General features: G+C 70.3%; 16 protein-coding genes. 1 reads left to right on the forward strand and 15 read right to left on the reverse strand.

Going from position 1 to position 15,423, the window contains the following annotated elements:
* Positions 1 to 28: 28 nt before the first annotated feature.
* The 11 genes from VGJ14_06240 to VGJ14_06290 form a co-directional block, all read right to left on the reverse strand.
* A complete protein-coding gene (locus tag VGJ14_06240; GenBank protein HEY2832005.1) occupies positions 29 to 745 on the reverse strand; it encodes a Rieske (2Fe-2S) protein in 717 nt (238 codons plus the stop codon).
* Complete coding sequence (locus VGJ14_06245) at positions 742 to 1,269, reverse strand: RNA polymerase sigma factor (protein HEY2832006.1); 528 nt, start codon at positions 1,267 to 1,269, stop codon at positions 742 to 744. Before VGJ14_06245 ends, VGJ14_06240 begins: the two co-directional genes overlap by 4 nt.
* A gap of 101 nt (positions 1,270 to 1,370) precedes the next feature.
* Positions 1,371 to 2,000, reverse strand: coding sequence for a histidine phosphatase family protein (locus VGJ14_06250; GenBank protein ID HEY2832007.1), 630 nt, complete (start codon positions 1,998 to 2,000; stop codon positions 1,371 to 1,373).
* A gap of 4 nt (positions 2,001 to 2,004) precedes the next feature.
* Positions 2,005 to 2,400, reverse strand: coding sequence for a ribosome silencing factor (gene rsfS / locus VGJ14_06255; protein HEY2832008.1), 396 nt, complete (start codon positions 2,398 to 2,400; stop codon positions 2,005 to 2,007).
* A gap of 38 nt (positions 2,401 to 2,438) precedes the next feature.
* Complete coding sequence (locus tag VGJ14_06260; protein ID HEY2832009.1) at positions 2,439 to 3,605, reverse strand: hypothetical protein; 1,167 nt, start codon at positions 3,603 to 3,605, stop codon at positions 2,439 to 2,441.
* A complete protein-coding gene (nadD, locus tag VGJ14_06265; GenBank protein ID HEY2832010.1) occupies positions 3,598 to 4,167 on the reverse strand; it encodes a nicotinate-nucleotide adenylyltransferase in 570 nt (189 codons plus the stop codon). Before nadD ends, VGJ14_06260 begins: the two co-directional genes overlap by 8 nt.
* Before the next feature lie 36 nt (positions 4,168 to 4,203).
* Positions 4,204 to 4,353, reverse strand: a complete 150-nt coding sequence (locus VGJ14_06270; GenBank protein ID HEY2832011.1) for a hypothetical protein — start codon at positions 4,351 to 4,353, stop codon at positions 4,204 to 4,206.
* A gap of 46 nt (positions 4,354 to 4,399) precedes the next feature.
* On the reverse strand, positions 4,400 to 5,662 hold the full coding sequence (locus VGJ14_06275) for a glutamate-5-semialdehyde dehydrogenase (protein HEY2832012.1): 1,263 nt from the start codon (positions 5,660 to 5,662) through the stop codon (positions 4,400 to 4,402).
* A gap of 23 nt (positions 5,663 to 5,685) precedes the next feature.
* The gene (locus tag VGJ14_06280) at positions 5,686 to 6,648 is read right to left on the reverse strand and encodes an electron transfer flavoprotein subunit alpha/FixB family protein (GenBank protein ID HEY2832013.1); all 963 of its coding nucleotides are present in this window, start codon (positions 6,646 to 6,648) and stop codon (positions 5,686 to 5,688) included.
* A gap of 36 nt (positions 6,649 to 6,684) precedes the next feature.
* Positions 6,685 to 7,464 carry an electron transfer flavoprotein subunit beta/FixA family protein gene (locus VGJ14_06285; GenBank protein HEY2832014.1) on the reverse strand — a complete coding sequence of 260 codons (780 nt, stop codon included), beginning with the start codon at positions 7,462 to 7,464 and terminating at the stop codon, positions 6,685 to 6,687.
* Between the two features lie 179 nt (positions 7,465 to 7,643).
* The gene (locus tag VGJ14_06290) at positions 7,644 to 8,423 is read right to left on the reverse strand and encodes an enoyl-CoA hydratase-related protein (protein HEY2832015.1); all 780 of its coding nucleotides are present in this window, start codon (positions 8,421 to 8,423) and stop codon (positions 7,644 to 7,646) included.
* A 73-nt stretch (positions 8,424 to 8,496) separates the two neighbouring features.
* Between VGJ14_06290 and glgX the strand changes: the two genes are divergently transcribed.
* Positions 8,497 to 10,647: a glycogen debranching protein GlgX gene (gene glgX, locus VGJ14_06295; GenBank protein ID HEY2832016.1), complete on the forward strand. Its 2,151-nt coding sequence runs from the start codon at positions 8,497 to 8,499 to the stop codon at positions 10,645 to 10,647.
* On the opposite strand, the gene VGJ14_06300 is transcribed toward glgX, so the two are convergent.
* Genes VGJ14_06300 through VGJ14_06315 form a run of 4 tightly spaced genes read right to left on the reverse strand, consistent with a single transcriptional unit; the run spans position 10,628 to position 15,414 of the window.
* Positions 10,628 to 11,632, reverse strand: coding sequence for an ABC transporter ATP-binding protein (locus tag VGJ14_06300; protein ID HEY2832017.1), 1,005 nt, complete (start codon positions 11,630 to 11,632; stop codon positions 10,628 to 10,630). The genes glgX and VGJ14_06300 overlap by 20 nt on opposite strands.
* Complete coding sequence (locus tag VGJ14_06305; protein HEY2832018.1) at positions 11,629 to 12,633, reverse strand: ABC transporter ATP-binding protein; 1,005 nt, start codon at positions 12,631 to 12,633, stop codon at positions 11,629 to 11,631. The genes VGJ14_06300 and VGJ14_06305 overlap by 4 nt, the downstream gene beginning before the upstream one ends.
* Positions 12,630 to 13,637: an ABC transporter permease gene (locus tag VGJ14_06310; protein ID HEY2832019.1), complete on the reverse strand. Its 1,008-nt coding sequence runs from the start codon at positions 13,635 to 13,637 to the stop codon at positions 12,630 to 12,632. The genes VGJ14_06305 and VGJ14_06310 overlap by 4 nt, the downstream gene beginning before the upstream one ends.
* Positions 13,638 to 13,656: 19 nt before the next feature.
* Entirely contained in the window at positions 13,657 to 15,414 is a 1,758-nt protein-coding gene (locus VGJ14_06315) for an ABC transporter substrate-binding protein (protein ID HEY2832020.1), read from the reverse strand.
* Between the last annotated feature and the right edge of the window lie 9 nt (positions 15,415 to 15,423).

Here is a 15,423-nt window from a genome sequence, read left to right on the forward strand (position 1 = left end):
CGGACCCCACAAGGGATATGCGACCGGGTTACACCGGAACGTAGATGTCGATCCGTCCGTCCTGCTCGCGTACCTGCAGGTGCGGCAGCGGTGGCGGTGGGGTGTACAACTGGTGACGCACCAGGGTGCCGTCCACCGCGAACGAGGTGTTGTGGCAGGGGCAGTCCAGTTCGCGGTTGCCGGGGTCCAGGTTCAACCGGCAGCCCTGGTGCGTGCAGATCCCGGACACCGCGCGTAACCCGGCGGCATCGCGGGACACGAAACCGACCACCGAGCCCAGGTCGAACCGGCGCACCCCGCCGACGTCGAGGTCGCTGGTCTCGGCCACCGTTTGCCAGGTGCCCACGTTGGGTTCCAGCGTCGGCACTTGACCGGCCGCCTCGGTCTGCTCCTCGGGTTCGGCGTGGGAGCTGATCAGGTGGTCGGCGGTGGCACCGATCGCCGCCGCCCCGGCGGCCACGGAGCCCGCCCACAGCACCCGGCGCCGGGTGGGGCCGAGTCGGATCGGGACCGGCGCGCGCGCCGCCGACGGAGTGGGCGCGGACGCGGACGCGGACTGCTGGGCCTGCTCGGACAGCCGGCGGTGCAGGTCCTCGACGAACTCCGCACGGGGTTCCCCGGCCTCGGGTCGGGCCGCGGCCAGGGTGATCGCGGCACGCAACTCCGCGGCCTGCGCGGCATCGGCTCGGAACCGGCGCGGACGTCGTCCACCCAGCAGATCGCGCACGTATCGGCCGGTGCTCATGCTCCGGCCTCCCCGAGCGCCGCGGCCCGCTTCAGCGCGCGATGTTGCAACACCTTGGCGTAGCCGACGGTGATGCCCAGTGCGGCTGCGGCCTCGCGCAGCGAGCAGGCGTCCAGGAAGCGCAACTGAAGAATGCGCCGGTGCGGCTCGGGCAGCGCGGCCAGGATCGTCGCGGTCCGCTGCGGCGCAGTCGACGGCGGCGCCGGCTCCGGCCCGGCGTCCACCAGCCACCGCTCGTCGGCGCCGTCCAGCACGGTCACCTGCAGGCCCAACGTGCGCCGCCAGTGTCCGGCCAGCACCGTTCGGGCGGTGGTGAACAGGTACGCGCGCACCTCCGGCGCGCTGGCGTCCAGCCGAAGCGGCCCGAGCGCGGCCACGAACACCTCAGCGGTGAGGTCCTCGGCGTCGGCCCGGTTGCCGACCTTGCCGTAGAGCATGCGGTACACACGCGTGACGTTGTCCCGGTAGACCGACTCCCAGTCGGGATACCGCGGCTCCGCGCTGTGGTCACCGTTGCCGTCCACCAGGCGTAACGATGGCGCACCCGCGCCACCCGCCCGCGCGCGACCCGCGCAACCAGTTCCCACACCCTGAGATAGCGCGTGGGGTTACACCGTCCCGCGCCTCAGTCGTCGGACATGACGGGTTCGGGCAAAGTGCCGGCGTTGTGCTCGAGGATGGCCCACCGATCCGGGCGGTGCTTGAGCACCGTCCAGCAGCAGTTGGACAGCACGCCCAGCGCGCTCCAGTGCTGCGGGGGCAACCCGCACAGGCTGCCGATCAGCACCCGGCCGGATCCGCCGTGGGTGACCGCGACCAGGGTGTCGTCCGGGCCGAGCTTCTCCAGCGCGCTCCGCACCGCGGCTGCCGCGCGCTCAGCCACCTCGGGCATGCTCTCCCCGCCGCCGCGGCGCTCCAGTTCCCCACGCAGCCAGGCGGCCTCCTCGCCGGGGAAGCGGGCGTCCACCTCGGGCCGGGTCAGGCCCTGCCAGCTGCCCAGGTAGGTCTCCCGCAAGCCGGCGTCCAGCGCTACCTGAAGTCCCGTCACTTTGGCGAGTTCCGCGGCCGTGTCGGCCGCCCGGCACAGGTCCGAGGAGACGATCGCGGCGGGGCGCAGCGCGGCCAGGATTCGCGCCGAGGCGCGGGCCTGCGCGATCCCGACGGCGTCCAACGCCACATCACTCTGCCCCTGGAACCGGCCGGCCAGATTCCACTCGGTTCGACCGTGCCGCCAGACGACAACCTGCTGTCCCATGCGGTCAGCCGGTGGCCCGCGGACCGTCGCGGCCTATCCGCACCGACTCGGGCAACGGCACCACCGGGCAGTCCTTCCAGAGCCGCTCCAGCGCATAGAACAGGCGTTCCTCGCTGTGCTGCACGTGCACCACGATCTCGGCGTAGTCCAGGAGCACCCAACGCCCCTCGCGCTCGCCCTCACGGCGTACCGGCCGCTCGCCCAGCCCGCGCAGCCGCAGCTCCACTTCGTCGACGATCGACTTCACTTGGCGGTCGTTGGACGCCGAGCACAGCACGAAGATGTCGGTGATCGCCAACTGATCGCTGACGTCGAAGGCCAGGATGTCCTCGGCGAGTTTGTCCGAGGCTGCCTCGGCCGCGGCGACGGCGAGCTCGACGGCTCGGGCGGAGGCGGTCATATGGACCATCTTCCCATGACCGCGAGACCCGCCACGCCTCAGGACTTCCCGAGCACGACGACCACATCCGCGCCGAACGGGACGTCGTCACCGATCCGCACCACGCTGCCCGGCAGGTTCAGCAGCGAGGCCACATCCGCGCCCAACGCCTGCGCGTCGGCAGTGCCGGTGCGCACCACCACCGAACTCTTCGCGCCGGCCACCGCGGCGACCCCGGCGACGTACTCATAGCCCGCGTCCAGCACGTCCGCGCGGGCGTCCGACGCGCTCAACGAAGCCCCCGCCGCGATCGACACCAGGATCCGCGGCGTGGTGTCCGCCCGACCCGCGCCGGGCTGCCCACCCAACACGTCACGGACCACCGGCAGCGCCTTGGTCTGATCCAGGGTGTGCCCGGAGGCGTCCAGCGGCAGCGCGCCGATGTGCAGCCGGGACGGGTTCTCCCGGGCCAGGCCGGCGAGCACCGCGGCCAGCCTCGGCACCGGCAGTCCCGGCGCGGCCAGCACCCCGAGGTCGCCCAGCAGATCGTGGGCCGCGGTGTAGCGGCCGGGGAACGCGGTGACGAACCCGGTGAGCACCTGCTGGGCGCCCGCCGGGCCGCTCGCCGCCTGCGCCGCGGCGGTCTTGCCGTCCACCACACCGGAGGCCAGATGCAGCCCGCCGAGGCGATCCACCAGCCCCGAGAAGTCCCCGACGTCGACCACCCAGCTGCCCACCAGCGGTACCCCGAGCAGGGCGGCCAGACCCTCCCGGGACAGCACCGGCCCGGCCTGGGCCAACGCCGTACGCACGGTCAACCCGGAGGAACCCTCCACCGGCAACGCCAGGTCCCCCGGCACCACCACCAGCGCCCCGCTGCCCTTGCCCCGTCGATCCTGCAGCAGCACCGCGCTGGCCGCCGCACCGGCGGGATCCTGTACCTGCACCAGCAGCGCCACCCGGTCGGCGCCCAGCTCCTCGTTGCCGGTGTCGGTGACCCCCGAGTGGCCGGACCAGGGCCGCCACACCAGCAACGTGGCCACCAACGCCGCGATCACCAGCAGGACGGCCAGCACCAGCACCCGCTCCCGGGCCTGCTCGCGCCGATCGGCCCGTCGCCCGGCCCGGGAGTGCACGAAGGTCAACCAGCCCGACGTCTCCGGGGCGTCCTGCTCGTCGAGGAAGGTGAATTGTTCCGGCCGGTAGGGCGGCGGCGGCTCAGACATCCCGGTACAGCCCGCGTTTGGCGATGTACTGCACCACGCCGTCGGGAACCAGGTAGCGCACCGGTCGTCCCTTGGCGATCCGCTCCCGACAATCGGTGGAGGAGATGGCCAGCGCCGGGATCTCCACCAGGCTCACGCTGGCGCCGGGCAGGCCGGGGTCGGCCAACGGATGGCCCGGGCGCGTGCAGCCGACGAAGTGCGCCAGCGCGAACAGCTGCTCGGGGTCGCGCCAGCTCAGGATCGCGCCGAGGGCGTCGGCGCCGGTGATGAACCAGAACTGCGCGTCCGAGCCGTAGACGGTGTGCAGGTCGCGCAGCGTGTCGATGGTGTAGGTGGGCCCGCCGCGGTCGATGTCCACCCGACTGACCGAGAACCGCGGGTCGGCCGAGGTGGCGATCACCGTCATCAGGTAACGGTCCTCGGCCGGGGACACCGCGCGGTCGGTCTTCTGCCAGGGCGCGCCGGTCGGCACGAACACGACCTCGTCGAGGTGGAAACGGTCGGCTACCTCGCTGGCGGCGACCAAGTGCCCGTGGTGGATCGGGTCAAAGGTCCCACCCATGACGCCGACGCGCGTGGCCCCCATCGCTGGGTCGGGTCAGCGGTCGCGGTTGAACTGCATGGTGATCAACAACAGCGCGATGAACGCGCACATCACCAGGATGCCGACCAACGCCGGCTTGTTGTGGTGCAGGTGCGCTTCGTTCTCGGCAAGCACCTGGTCAAGGACGACGGCGGTGGACATCATGCGGCGTCAGGCTCCCGGGGTGGGCAGGGCGGACGAGCCCAGGATCTCACGTGCCCCGGACATGTCCGTCACCGGTGACCACGTACTTGGTGGAGGTCAGCTCCGGCAGGCCCATCGGGCCGCGGGCGTGCAGCTTCTGGGTGGAGATGCCGATCTCCGCACCGAACCCGAACTCCCCGCCATCGGTGAACCGGGTGGAAGCGTTGACGACCACCGCCGCGGCGTCCACCGCGGCGACGAAGCGCCGCGCGGCGGTCTGCGAGCCGGTGATGATGGCCTCGGTGTGCCCGGAGCCGTGCGCGCGGACGTGTGCGATGGCGTCCTCCAGCGAACCAACCACGGCGGCGGCAATGTCCAACGACAGGTACTCGGTGTCCCAGTCCTCGTCCACGGCAGCTACCACCGGCGGGCCGCCCAGCCGGGCCACCTCGGTGTCGCCGTGCACGGTCACGCCGACCGCGCCCAGCGCGGCGATTGCCCGCGGCACGAACGCCTCGGCGACATCGGCGTGCACCAGCAGCGTCTCCGCGGCGTTGCACACGCTTGGCCGCTGCGCCTTGGCGTTGACCAGGATCCGTTCGGCCATATCCAGATCGGCCGCGGCGTCCACGTAGACGTGGCAGTTGCCCACGCCGGTCTCGATCACCGGCACGGTGGATTCCTCAACCACCGAGCGGATCAGGCCCGCACCGCCCCGCGGGATCAGCACGTCGACCAGACCGCGGGCGCGCATCAGGTGTTTCACCGAGTCGTGGCTGTCGCCCGGCACCAACTGCACCGCATCCGCCGGCAGCCCGACCGAGGCAATGCCCGCCTGCAGCGCGGCGACGATCTCCACGTTGGAGGACTTCGCCGAGGACGACCCACGCAGCAGCGCGGCGTTGCCGGACTTCAGGCACAGCCCAGCGGCGTCCGCGGTGACGTTGGGTCGGGACTCGTAGATGATGCCGACCACGCCGAACGGCACCCGGACCTGACGCAACTCCAGGCCGTTGGGCAACGTGGACCCGCGCACCACCTCACCGACCGGGTCGGGCAGCCCCGCCACATCACGCAGCCCGTCGGCCATTCCGGCCACCCGCTTCTCGTCCAGCCGCAGCCGGTCGATCATCGCCTCGGACGTGCCGGCGTCGCGGGCCCGGGCCACGTCCGCGGCGTTGGCCTCGAGGATCTGCGGGCACGCGGCGATCAGCGCGTCGGCCATCGCCCGCAGCGCGGCATCCTTGTCGGCGCGCGAGGCCACGGCCAAATCAATGGCCGCGATCCGCGCGCGCCGCGCGGCGTCGTGCACAGCGCTCTGGTCGGTCATGCCCTCAGGGTAAACCGAGCAGGTCAGCCCTTGCGCTTGAGAATCTCTTCGGTGGCCTGCGGCAGCACCTTGTGCAGGTCGCCGACGACGCCGTAATCGGCCAGGTCGAAGATCGGGGCCTCCCGATCCTTGTTCACCGCGACGATGGTTTTCGAGGTCTGCATGCCGGCCCGGTGCTGAATCGCGCCGGAGATACCGCAGGCGATGTAGAGCTGCGGGGAGACGGTCTTGCCGGTCTGCCCGACCTGCGACTGGTGCGGGTACCAACCGGCGTCGACCACCGCGCGGGAGGCACCGACCGCGGCACCGAGGGAATCGGCGAGGCGTTCCACCACGCCCATGTTCTCCGCCGAGCCCACGCCGCGGCCACCGGAGACCACAATCGCGGCCTCGGTCAGCTCCGGGCGCTCGCCCTTCTCCTCCACCACCCGGTCGGTGATCTTCGCGGCCTTCGCGGCGGCGGACAGTTCCACCGACACCGCCACCCGGTTGCCCGCGGCGGCGGCGGCCACCGGCGGGGTGGCGTTCGGCAGCACCGCGATCAGTGGGGTGCCGGTGGTGACCTTGGAGTGCACGATCGTCGCGCCACCGAAGATGGACTGCTCGGCGACCACCGCCCCGCCGTCGCCGGACAGGCCGGTGGCGTCGGTGAGCACACCGGAGTTGGTCTTGATGGCCAACCGACCGAGGATCTCCTTGCCGTTCGCGGTCGCCGCGACCAGCACCGCGGCGGGAGACTGCTCGGCCACCAACTTGGCCAGCACCTCGGCCACCGGGGCCACCACGAAGTCGTTCAGCTCGGCGGCGTCGGCGACGTAAATGGTCTCCGCGCCGTACTCGGCCAACTTGTCCGCGGCCGCGTCCACGCCGGAGCCGACGAAGACCGCGGCGGGCTCCCCGACCGCCTTGGCCATCGTGAGCAGCTCGAGCGTGACCTTCTTGACCGCACCGTCAGTGTGCTCGACGAGCACCAATACCTGCGCCATGGAAAACGCTTCTCCCTCTTCGAGTGTGACGGTCAGTCAGACGAACTTGCCGGTGGCCAGGAAATCGACCAGGGCGATCCCGCCGTTGCCGTCGTCCTCGACGACGGTGCCCGCCGAACGCGGCGGACGGTTGGCCGCATCGGCCACCGCGGTCCACGCCCCCGCCGAACCGATCGAACCGGCGTCCAGGCCCAGGTCGGCCACGGAGAGCACGTCAACCGGCTTTTTCTTTGCGGCCATGATCCCCTTGAACGAGGGGTAGCGCGGCTCGTTCATCTTCTCCACCACGGACACCACCGCGGGCAGCGAGGCCGCCACGACCTGGTAGCCGTCGTCGGTCATCCGCCGCACCTGCAACGCGGAACCGTCCACGTCGATCTTGTTCACGAACGTCAGCTGCGGCAGCTCCAACCGCTCGGCGAGCATGGCCGGCACCACCGAGGTCCGCGAGTCCGAGGACTCGCACCCGGCGATCACCAGGTCGAAGCCTTCGATCCGCTGCACGGCCTTGGCCAGCGCCAACGAGGTGCCGGGCGCATCCGAGCCGGCCAACGCGTCGTCCTGCACGTGCACCGCGGAATCCGCGCCCATGGACAGTGCCTTGCGGATCGCATCCGTCGCACTCGCTGGACCCATCGACAACACGGTCACCGTGCCGCCGTGCGCCTCGGTCAGCTGCAACGCCGCCTCGATGGCGAACTCGTCCATCTCATTGAGGATGTTGTCCCCGGAGCGGTCCAGCGTTTGCGAGGCCGGGTCCAGCTTTTTCTCCGCCCAGGTGTCGGGCACCTGCTTCACACAGACGACGATGTTCATGGAACGGCTCAGTCCTCCCGACACCAGAAACCCACGGTTACCGCTGAGTAGCTTACTTTTGAGTAGCTAGCGTTGACAACAGCCTGGCCGCCGTGCTGGGCGTGACTCCCGCCACGCTGTCGGTCGACCGGCCGGACCAATTCTGCTGCCCGGTCGTGACCGGCCGACACGCGGGTTGCTCACCGCCCGACGAACTCGGCCTTCCCCGGACCGTTCTCCACGAACGAGCGCATGCCGATCTTCTGGTCCTCGGTGGCGAACAGCGCGGCGAAATTCAGCCGCTCCACCTCCAGCCCGGAGGCCAGATCGAGCTCCAGACCGTTGTCGATGGCGTTCTTGCAGGCGGCCAGCGCCTGCGCCGGACCGTTGACGAAGGTGCGCGCCCAGGCCATCGAGGCCTCGTACACCTCGGCGTCCGGCACCACCTTGTCCACCAGGCCGATGGCCAGCGCCTCGGCGGCGGCCACGAACCGGCCGGAGAAGCAGATCTCCTTGGCCTTGGCCGGGCCGACCAACCGCGGCAGCCGCTGCGTGCCGCCGGCGCCGGGGATGATGCCGAGCAGGATCTCCGGCTGGCCCCACTTGGTGGACTCGCCGCTGACCCGGAAGTCCGCGCACATGGCCAGCTCGCACCCGCCACCCAGGGCGTAGCCGGTGACCGCGGCGATGACCGGCTTGGGAATCTTGGACACCGCGGTGAAGCAGGCCTGCAGGTCCACCGAATGCGCGGCCATCTGCGCGTAGGTCATGTCCGCCATTTCCTTGACGTCCGCGCCCGCGGCGAACACCCGTTCGCCGCCGTAGACGACCACCGCGGCGATGGAGGAGTCGGCGGTGATCTCAATGGAGGCAGCCCGGATTTCCTCCTGCACCTGGCTGTTGAGCGCGTTCATCTTCGGCCGGTCCAGCCGGAGAGTGGCGACCCCGCCGTCCCGCTCGATCCGCACGAACTCGCCCATGACAACCCTTTCGCCGCACCGACACCCTGCCCGCCAACCTATCCCCGGCGGGTGACCCGCAATCATGGGACCGATGAGCGCCGACCGCCCGCCCCTGTGGCCCGGGGATTCTGTGCCGTTGGGCGCCACCCACGACTCGCTGCGCGGCGGGGTGAACTTCGCGTTGTCCTCCTCCGCCGGGGAATCGGTGACGGTGTGTCTGTTCGACGACGCCGGTGTCGAGCAGCAGCGGGTGCAGCTGACCGAGCGCACCGGTTCGGTGTGGCACGGCTTCGTGCCGGGGCCGGGACCGGGCACCCGCTACGGGTTCCGGGTGGCCGGGCCGTGGGAGCCGGCGCGCGGCGCGCGGTACAACGCGGCCAAGTTGTTGGTGGACCCCTACGCCCGGGCCATCACCGGTGATTGGACCGCGGATCCGGCCGGCTTCGGGCACCAGCACGACGGCGGTGACCTGACCCGGGACAGCCGGGATTCGGCGCCGTACGTGCCGCACGCCGTTGTGGTGAGCGCCGGCCCGGACGGCCGACTCGGCCCACCCGCGCCGGGTCGCACCTGGGCGGACACCGTGCTCTACGAACTGCACGTGCGCGGGTTCACCCAGCAGCACCCGGAGGTGCCGCCGGAGTTGCGCGGGACGTTCGCCGGGTTGGCGCACCCGGCGGTCACCTCGTATCTGACGGGATTGGGGGTCACCGCGGTCGAGTTGCTGCCGGTGCATCACTTCGTCTCCGAGGAGCGCCTGCTGCTGGGCGGGCGACGCAACTATTGGGGCTACAACACCCTGGGCTGGTTCGCCCCGCACGCCGGGTACTCCTCATCCGGATCGACCGGCGGGCAGGTCCGCGAGTTCCGCGCGATGGTGCACGCGCTGCACGCGGCCGGACTCGAGGTGATTCTGGACGTCGTCTACAACCACAGCGCCGAGGGCGACGAGACCGGCCCGACCCTCAACCTGCGCGGCATCGACAACGCGGCGTACTACCGGCTGCGCGACGGGCGGCGGTATATCGATGACACCGGCTGCGGGAACACCATCGATGCCCGCTCGCCCCGGGTGATCGGACTCATCGCGGATTCCCTGCGGTATTGGGTGTCCGAGATGGGGGTGGACGGCTTCCGCTTCGACCTGGCGCCGGCATTGCTGCGCGGGAATGTCGGGGTCGACGCGGCCGCGACCTTGTTGACGGTGATCGCACAGGACCCGGTGTTGAGCCGGGTGAAGTTGATCGCCGAGCCGTGGGATCTGGGCCCCGGCGGGTACATCACCGGCGGTTTCCCACCGCCCTGGGCGGAATGGAACGACAAGTTCCGCGGGGGCGTGCGGGACTTCTGGCGCCGCGCCGCGCACGGCGTCAACGACATGGCGTCGCGCCTGTCCGGGTCATCCGACGTGTTCGGTCAGCCTGGCCGAGGACCCGAGGCCTCGATCAACTTCATCACCGCGCACGACGGGTTCACGCTGCGCGACCTGGTGTCCTACGAGGCCAAGCACAACGAGGCCAATGGCGAGGACAACCGGGACGGCACCAACGACAACCGCTCCTGGAACTGCGGTGTGGAGGGCGACACCGACGCCGCCGCGGTACTCACCCTGAGGGCCCGTCAGGTGCGTAATTTTCTGCTCACGCTGGTGCTGTCCGCCGGGGTGCCGATGCTGGTGGCCGGGGACGAGCGCGGACGCACGCAACTCGGCAACAACAATGCCTACTGCCTCGATGACCCGACCACGTGGATGGACTGGTCGCCCAACCCGGTCGGTGAGCGGCTGACGGCCTTCGTCCGGAAGGTGCTGGCGTTGCGGGCCGCGCACCCGGTTTTCCGCTCCCGAGAGTTCTTCACCGGCGCACCGCGCAACGGATCCGGGCAGCCCGACGTGGCGTGGTTCCGCCCGGACGGCGAGCATCTGACGCAACGGGACTGGCTGGACGGCGGGCTACAGACCCTCGGCATGCAATTCAACGGCGCGGAGGTGACCCGCCGGGGGTCCCGCGGCGAGGCACTGCACGACGACAGCTTCCTGCTGTTGCTGCACGCCGGGGCGGCAGCGGTGGACTTCCGGTTGCCCGAACCCACCGCCGGCTGCCGTTACCGCACCGTGCTGGACTCCGGTGACGAGCGCGCTGCAGAACGCCCCGAGGCCGCGGCGGGCGAGGTGGTGCACCTGGTGGCGAACTCCGCGGTACTGCTCCAGGTCAGTGGCGGCGTCACGGCGCCGATCCGGTGAGGCGTTCGTCGGCGTTTTCCGGGAAGTGGCACGCGGCCGCGTGGCCCGCGGTATCCGCGGTGAGCACCGGCGGGGTCACCCGGCACACGTCGCGCACCTTCGGGCAGCGCGGGTGGAAAGGACAGCCGGGCGGCGGGCTCAGCGGCGAGGGCGGCTCGCCGGTCAACCGCACTCCCGGCCGGTGCAACCGCCGCGCCGGGTCCGGCAGCGGCGCCGCCGCCAGCAGCGCCACCGTGTACGGGTGCCGCGGTCGCGCGTACAACTCCGTGGCGGTGCCCACCTCCACCAATCGCCCCAGATACATCACGCCGATGCGGTCGCACAGGTGCCGCACCACGGCGAGATCGTGCGCGATCACCACGTAGGCCAGCCCCAACTCGGCCTGCAGGTCCTCCAGCAGGTTCAGTACCTGGGCCTGGATCGACACGTCCAGCGCGGACACCGGTTCGTCGGCCACCACCAGCCGCGGGCGCAGCGCCAACGCCCGGGCGATGCCGATGCGTTGGCGTTGACCGCCGGAGAACTCGTGCGGGTAGCGGTTGTAGTGCTCGGGGTTGAGTCCGACCAGTTCCAGCAATTGCTGCACCGCCGGCCGGGTGCCGTGCGGCGTCGCGATGCCCTGCAGTCGAAACGGTGCCCCCACGATGGTGCCCACCGTGTGCCGCGGGTTCAGCGAGGAGTACGGGTCCTGGAAGATCAATGCGATCTCCCGACGCACCGGGCGCAGCTTGCGGCCGCGCAGCGCGGTGATCTCCCGGCCGTCCAGCCACACCCGACCGGCGCTGGGCTCCAACAACCGGGTCACCAGCCGACCGGTGGTGGTCTTGCCGCAGCCGGATTCCCCGACCAGCCCGAAGGTCTCCCCCGGCGCCACGTCAAAGTCCAGACCGTCCACCGCGTGGACCAGGGCGGTTTGACGCCGCATCACCCCGGAGCGCACCGGGAAGTGCTTGGTCAGCCCACGCACCGCCAGCAGCGCGCTCATCGTTGCGCCCACAACTCGCGCCGCCGCGACGGCTCCAGGTGACACGCCACCGCGTGGTCGGGCCGGCTGGGCAGCAGCACCGGTACCTCGGTCGAGGATCGCCCACCGGTCTGCGCCGCGTACGGGCAGCGGGGGTGGAACGCGCAACCGGGCGGGGTGTTGATCAGGCTCGGCGGCGAGCCCGCGACCGGGGAGAGCCGGTCGTGCCGGACGCCGTCCAACCGCGGCACCGAACCCAGCAACCCCCACGTGTAGGGGTGTTCCGGGCTGTCGAACAGATCCTCTGCCCGCCCGTACTCCGCCGCCCGTCCCGCATACATGACCAGCACGTCGTGGGCCATCTCGGCGACCACCCCGAGGTCGTGGGTGACCAGGATCAACGCCGTGTCCCGTTCCGCCTGCAGACCCCGGATCAGGTCCAGGATCTGCGCCTGGACGGTGACGTCCAGCGCGGTGGTCGGCTCGTCGGCGATGAGCAGCGCCGGGTCGCAGGACAGCGCCATGGCGATCATCACCCGTTGCCGCATACCTCCGGAGAACTGGTGCGGATGGTCGTCCACCCGTTGCTGTGGCTGCGGGATGCCGACCCGGCCGAGCAGATCCACCGCCCGCCGCGTGGCCACCGGCCGGGACACGGGGTGGTGCACCCGGTAGGCCTCGACGATCTGGGCACCCACGGTGTGGAACGGGTTGAGTGAGGTCAGCGGATCCTGGAAGATCATCGCCGCGGTGGAGCCGCGCAACCGGCGCATCGCCTCCGGGCCGGCAGCGAGCAGATCGTGGGAGTCCAGGTGGATCTCCCCGGTGATCGTGGTGCCCGGCGAGCGCCGGTGCAGGCCCATGACGGCCAGCGCGGTCACCGTCTTGCCCGAGCCGGACTCCCCCACGATGCCCAGCGTCCGGCCGCGGTCCACGGCGAAGGACAGCCCGTCGACGGCGCGCACCACCCCGTCGTCGGTGGCGAAGCGCACCCGCAGGTCACGCACCGTCAGAAAGCTCACAACCGCACCCGCGGGTCCGCGACCGCGTAGAGCACGTCCACGATCAGGTTCGCCAGCACCACGAAGAACGCGCCGACCAGCGTGACGCCGAGAATCTCCGGCAGGTCCTTCGCGGACACCGCGTCCACTGCGAACTTGCCGATGCCGGGCAGCGAGAACGTGGACTCGGTGAGGAACGCACCGCCCAGCAGCAGGCCGAGATCCAAACCGAAAATGGTGAGGATCGGGGTCAGCGACGCGCGCAGCCCGTGCCGCAACACCACCTCACGCTCGCGCAGACCTTTCGCGCGCGCGGTACGGATGAAGTCCTCCTCCATCGCCTCCAACATCGACGCCCGGGTCAGCCGCGCGTACAGCGCGGCATAGAGGAACGCCAGGGTGATCCACGGCAGCGTCAGATTGCGTGCCCACAACAGCGGATCGTCGGTGAGCCCGACGTAGTGCACGTCCGGGAACCAACCGAGTTTGTAGCTGAACAGGGCCAGCGACAGCAGTCCGGTGAAGAAGATGGGTAGCGACACCCCGGCCAGTGCGGTGGCCATCGCCGCTCGGTCCAGCACACTGCCCCGGCGCAAGGCAGACAACACCCCGACTCCCACTCCCCCGATCAGCCAGAGGGCCGCGGCACCCACCGCCAGCGACGCGGTCACCGGCAACCGATCCTTGATCAGCGGCCAGACTGCCTGGTGATTCTTGAACGAGTAGCCGAAGCAGGGTGCCGGGCAGTGCTCGGACTCCGGCCCGAACTGATAGGTCTCGCCGACCACCAGGCCCTTGACGAACCGGCCGTACTGCTCGTAGATCGGCTCGTCCAGGTGCAGCTTCGCGGTCACCGCGGCCACCGCCTGCGGGCTGGGGTCACGACCCACGTAGCCGGTGGCCAATTCCGCCGTGGTCTGCCCGGCCAGCCGCGGCACCCCGAAGAAGATGCCGAAGGTGACCAGCGTGGTGATCGCCAATAGGGCGACCGACCACACCAGTCGGCGGAGCACGAAGCTCAGCATCGCCAATCCCTAAATGTGACTACCGGGTCAGCCCGAGCGAGGCGTAGTCGTACATGCCGTAAGCGCGGTGCACATAGACGTTGGTCAGGTTCGGGGCCCGGTAGAGCAGGGCCTTCTCATAGATCATCGGGAGAATCGCGGCGTCGGCCATGAACGCGGCGTCGATCTGCGCCCACAGCTTGGCCCGGGCCGCAGCGTCGGCCGCGGCGATGGACTGGGTGAACAGGTCGTTGATCGCGGGGTCGTCCAACTCGGACAGGTTGGAGTTACCCGAAGCCTTGATGGCCTTGCCGTCCGCGATCTGCTCCAGGAAACCGTAGCCGCTGGGCCAGTCCGCACCCCAGCCCATGAACATCAGACCGAGGTTGTGCGAGTGGGCGAAGTTCGTCGACCCGGCGTAGTTCGAGAAGTACTGCCCCGCCGGGTACTTCTCGATGGAGGCGTTGATGTTCACCTTCTTCAACGCCTGCTGTAGCGACAGCGCGCCCTGCACCTCTTTGGGCCGGTCGGCGCGCGCGGCGATCGTGGTGGCGAACCCGTCCGGCTTGCCGCACGCGGCCAGTTCGGACTTCGCGGCCTCCACGTCCCCGTTCGGGTGCGTCTTGATGTTGTAGACATCCGTGTCGACGTAGCCGTCCAAGGTGGGCGGCATCAGCGTGGTCGCGATGTCCCCGGAATGCGGACCGCCGTAGGCAGTCTGCAGCGACTGGTGGTCGGCGGCCAGGATCACCGCCTTGCGGCAGTGGATGTTATCGAACGGGGCCACCTTTGTGCTGATCGCGACGTAGCGGACGAACCCGGTCACCGGGTTGTCGGCGTTGTTGTACTTGTCGCTGCCCGGCCGCAGGATGTCCGCCTGCGCGGCGGTGCCGACCCCGACGCCGGTCACGTCATAGCCCGCGTCCCCGGCCAGCAGACGCTGGTCCAGATCCGAGGAGTTCACCTTGAGGGTGACCTCGATGCGGTCCACCAACTGCTTGCGGTTGGGGTCGGAACCCGCGTCCCAGTTGGGATTGCGGGACAGGATCAGCGACTTGCCGGGGTCATAGGAGTCCATCTTGTAGGGCCCGGTGGAGGCCACATGCCGGGCGTAGTTCGCCCCGTCGTCGCGTGCCTTGGGCACCGGCGCGGTCTGCGGCAACGTGGCCAGGTCGTCGAACTCCGGGAACGGCCGCTGCAGGTGAAACACGATCGTGGTGTCGTCCGGGGTGTCGATCGCCGACAGCCCGCCGTAGGCGTCCTTGTACGGCCCGGTGTAGTCGGTACCCAACAGGTCCTTGAAGTAGGTCGGCCCATTGGACAGCACATCGGGGGCGTAGTTGCTGCGCTCGATCGCGTACTTGATGTCCGCGGCCTTCACCACGGTGCCGTCGTCGTACTTGATCCCGGACTTCAGGTGGTAGGTGACGGTCTTGCCGTCATCGCTGACCTGGCCCAGCCCGGTGGCCAGGTCCGGCACCACCTGCAATCCGGCCTTGCCCGGTGCCTCGGCGAACGTGGTCAGCGTGCGGCTGTAGAGCCGGCCGAAGTCCCAGGAGTAGGCGTAATAGGTGTTGCCGGGATCCGGGGAATCCCAGTCGTCGGTGTTGAGCACCTTGAGCACGCCACCGCTCGCGGTGGACGGACGCACGATGCCGTTGGTGGCGGCGTCGAAGATGGCCTTGCCGCTGCTCGCCCCGGCCGAGGCGCTGGGGTTCGCGGACGGCCCGCCCTTGCCGCCGCAGGCGGCCAATGTCAACGCCAATGCGGCCAGCGCCGCGACGCGTACAGGTCTCACGGTCGTCCT

The organism is Sporichthyaceae bacterium, assembly GCA_036493475.1.
Taxonomy (GTDB): domain Bacteria; phylum Actinomycetota; class Actinomycetes; order Sporichthyales; family Sporichthyaceae; genus DASQPJ01.

Coding starts and splice junctions, on each gene's coding strand:
- VGJ14_06260 (HEY2832009.1), bottom strand. CDS start 3,605: ATGTCTGAGCCGCCGCCGCCCTACCGGCCGGAACAATTCACCTTCCTC.
- VGJ14_06290 (HEY2832015.1), bottom strand. CDS start 8,423: ATGGGCGAGTTCGTGCGGATCGAGCGGGACGGCGGGGTCGCCACTCTC.
- VGJ14_06310 (HEY2832019.1), bottom strand. CDS start 13,637: ATGCTGAGCTTCGTGCTCCGCCGACTGGTGTGGTCGGTCGCCCTATTG.
- VGJ14_06250 (HEY2832007.1), bottom strand. CDS start 2,000: ATGGGACAGCAGGTTGTCGTCTGGCGGCACGGTCGAACCGAGTGGAAT.
- VGJ14_06240 (HEY2832005.1), bottom strand. CDS start 745: ATGAGCACCGGCCGATACGTGCGCGATCTGCTGGGTGGACGACGTCCG.
- VGJ14_06270 (HEY2832011.1), bottom strand. CDS start 4,353: ATGATGTCCACCGCCGTCGTCCTTGACCAGGTGCTTGCCGAGAACGAA.
- VGJ14_06285 (HEY2832014.1), bottom strand. CDS start 7,464: ATGAACATCGTCGTCTGTGTGAAGCAGGTGCCCGACACCTGGGCGGAG.
- rsfS (HEY2832008.1), bottom strand. CDS start 2,400: ATGACCGCCTCCGCCCGAGCCGTCGAGCTCGCCGTCGCCGCGGCCGAG.
- VGJ14_06280 (HEY2832013.1), bottom strand. CDS start 6,648: ATGGCGCAGGTATTGGTGCTCGTCGAGCACACTGACGGTGCGGTCAAG.
- nadD (HEY2832010.1), bottom strand. CDS start 4,167: ATGGGTGGGACCTTTGACCCGATCCACCACGGGCACTTGGTCGCCGCC.
- VGJ14_06275 (HEY2832012.1), bottom strand. CDS start 5,662: ATGACCGACCAGAGCGCTGTGCACGACGCCGCGCGGCGCGCGCGGATC.
- VGJ14_06300 (HEY2832017.1), bottom strand. CDS start 11,632: ATGAGCGCGCTGCTGGCGGTGCGTGGGCTGACCAAGCACTTCCCGGTG.
- glgX (HEY2832016.1), top strand. CDS start 8,497: ATGAGCGCCGACCGCCCGCCCCTGTGGCCCGGGGATTCTGTGCCGTTG.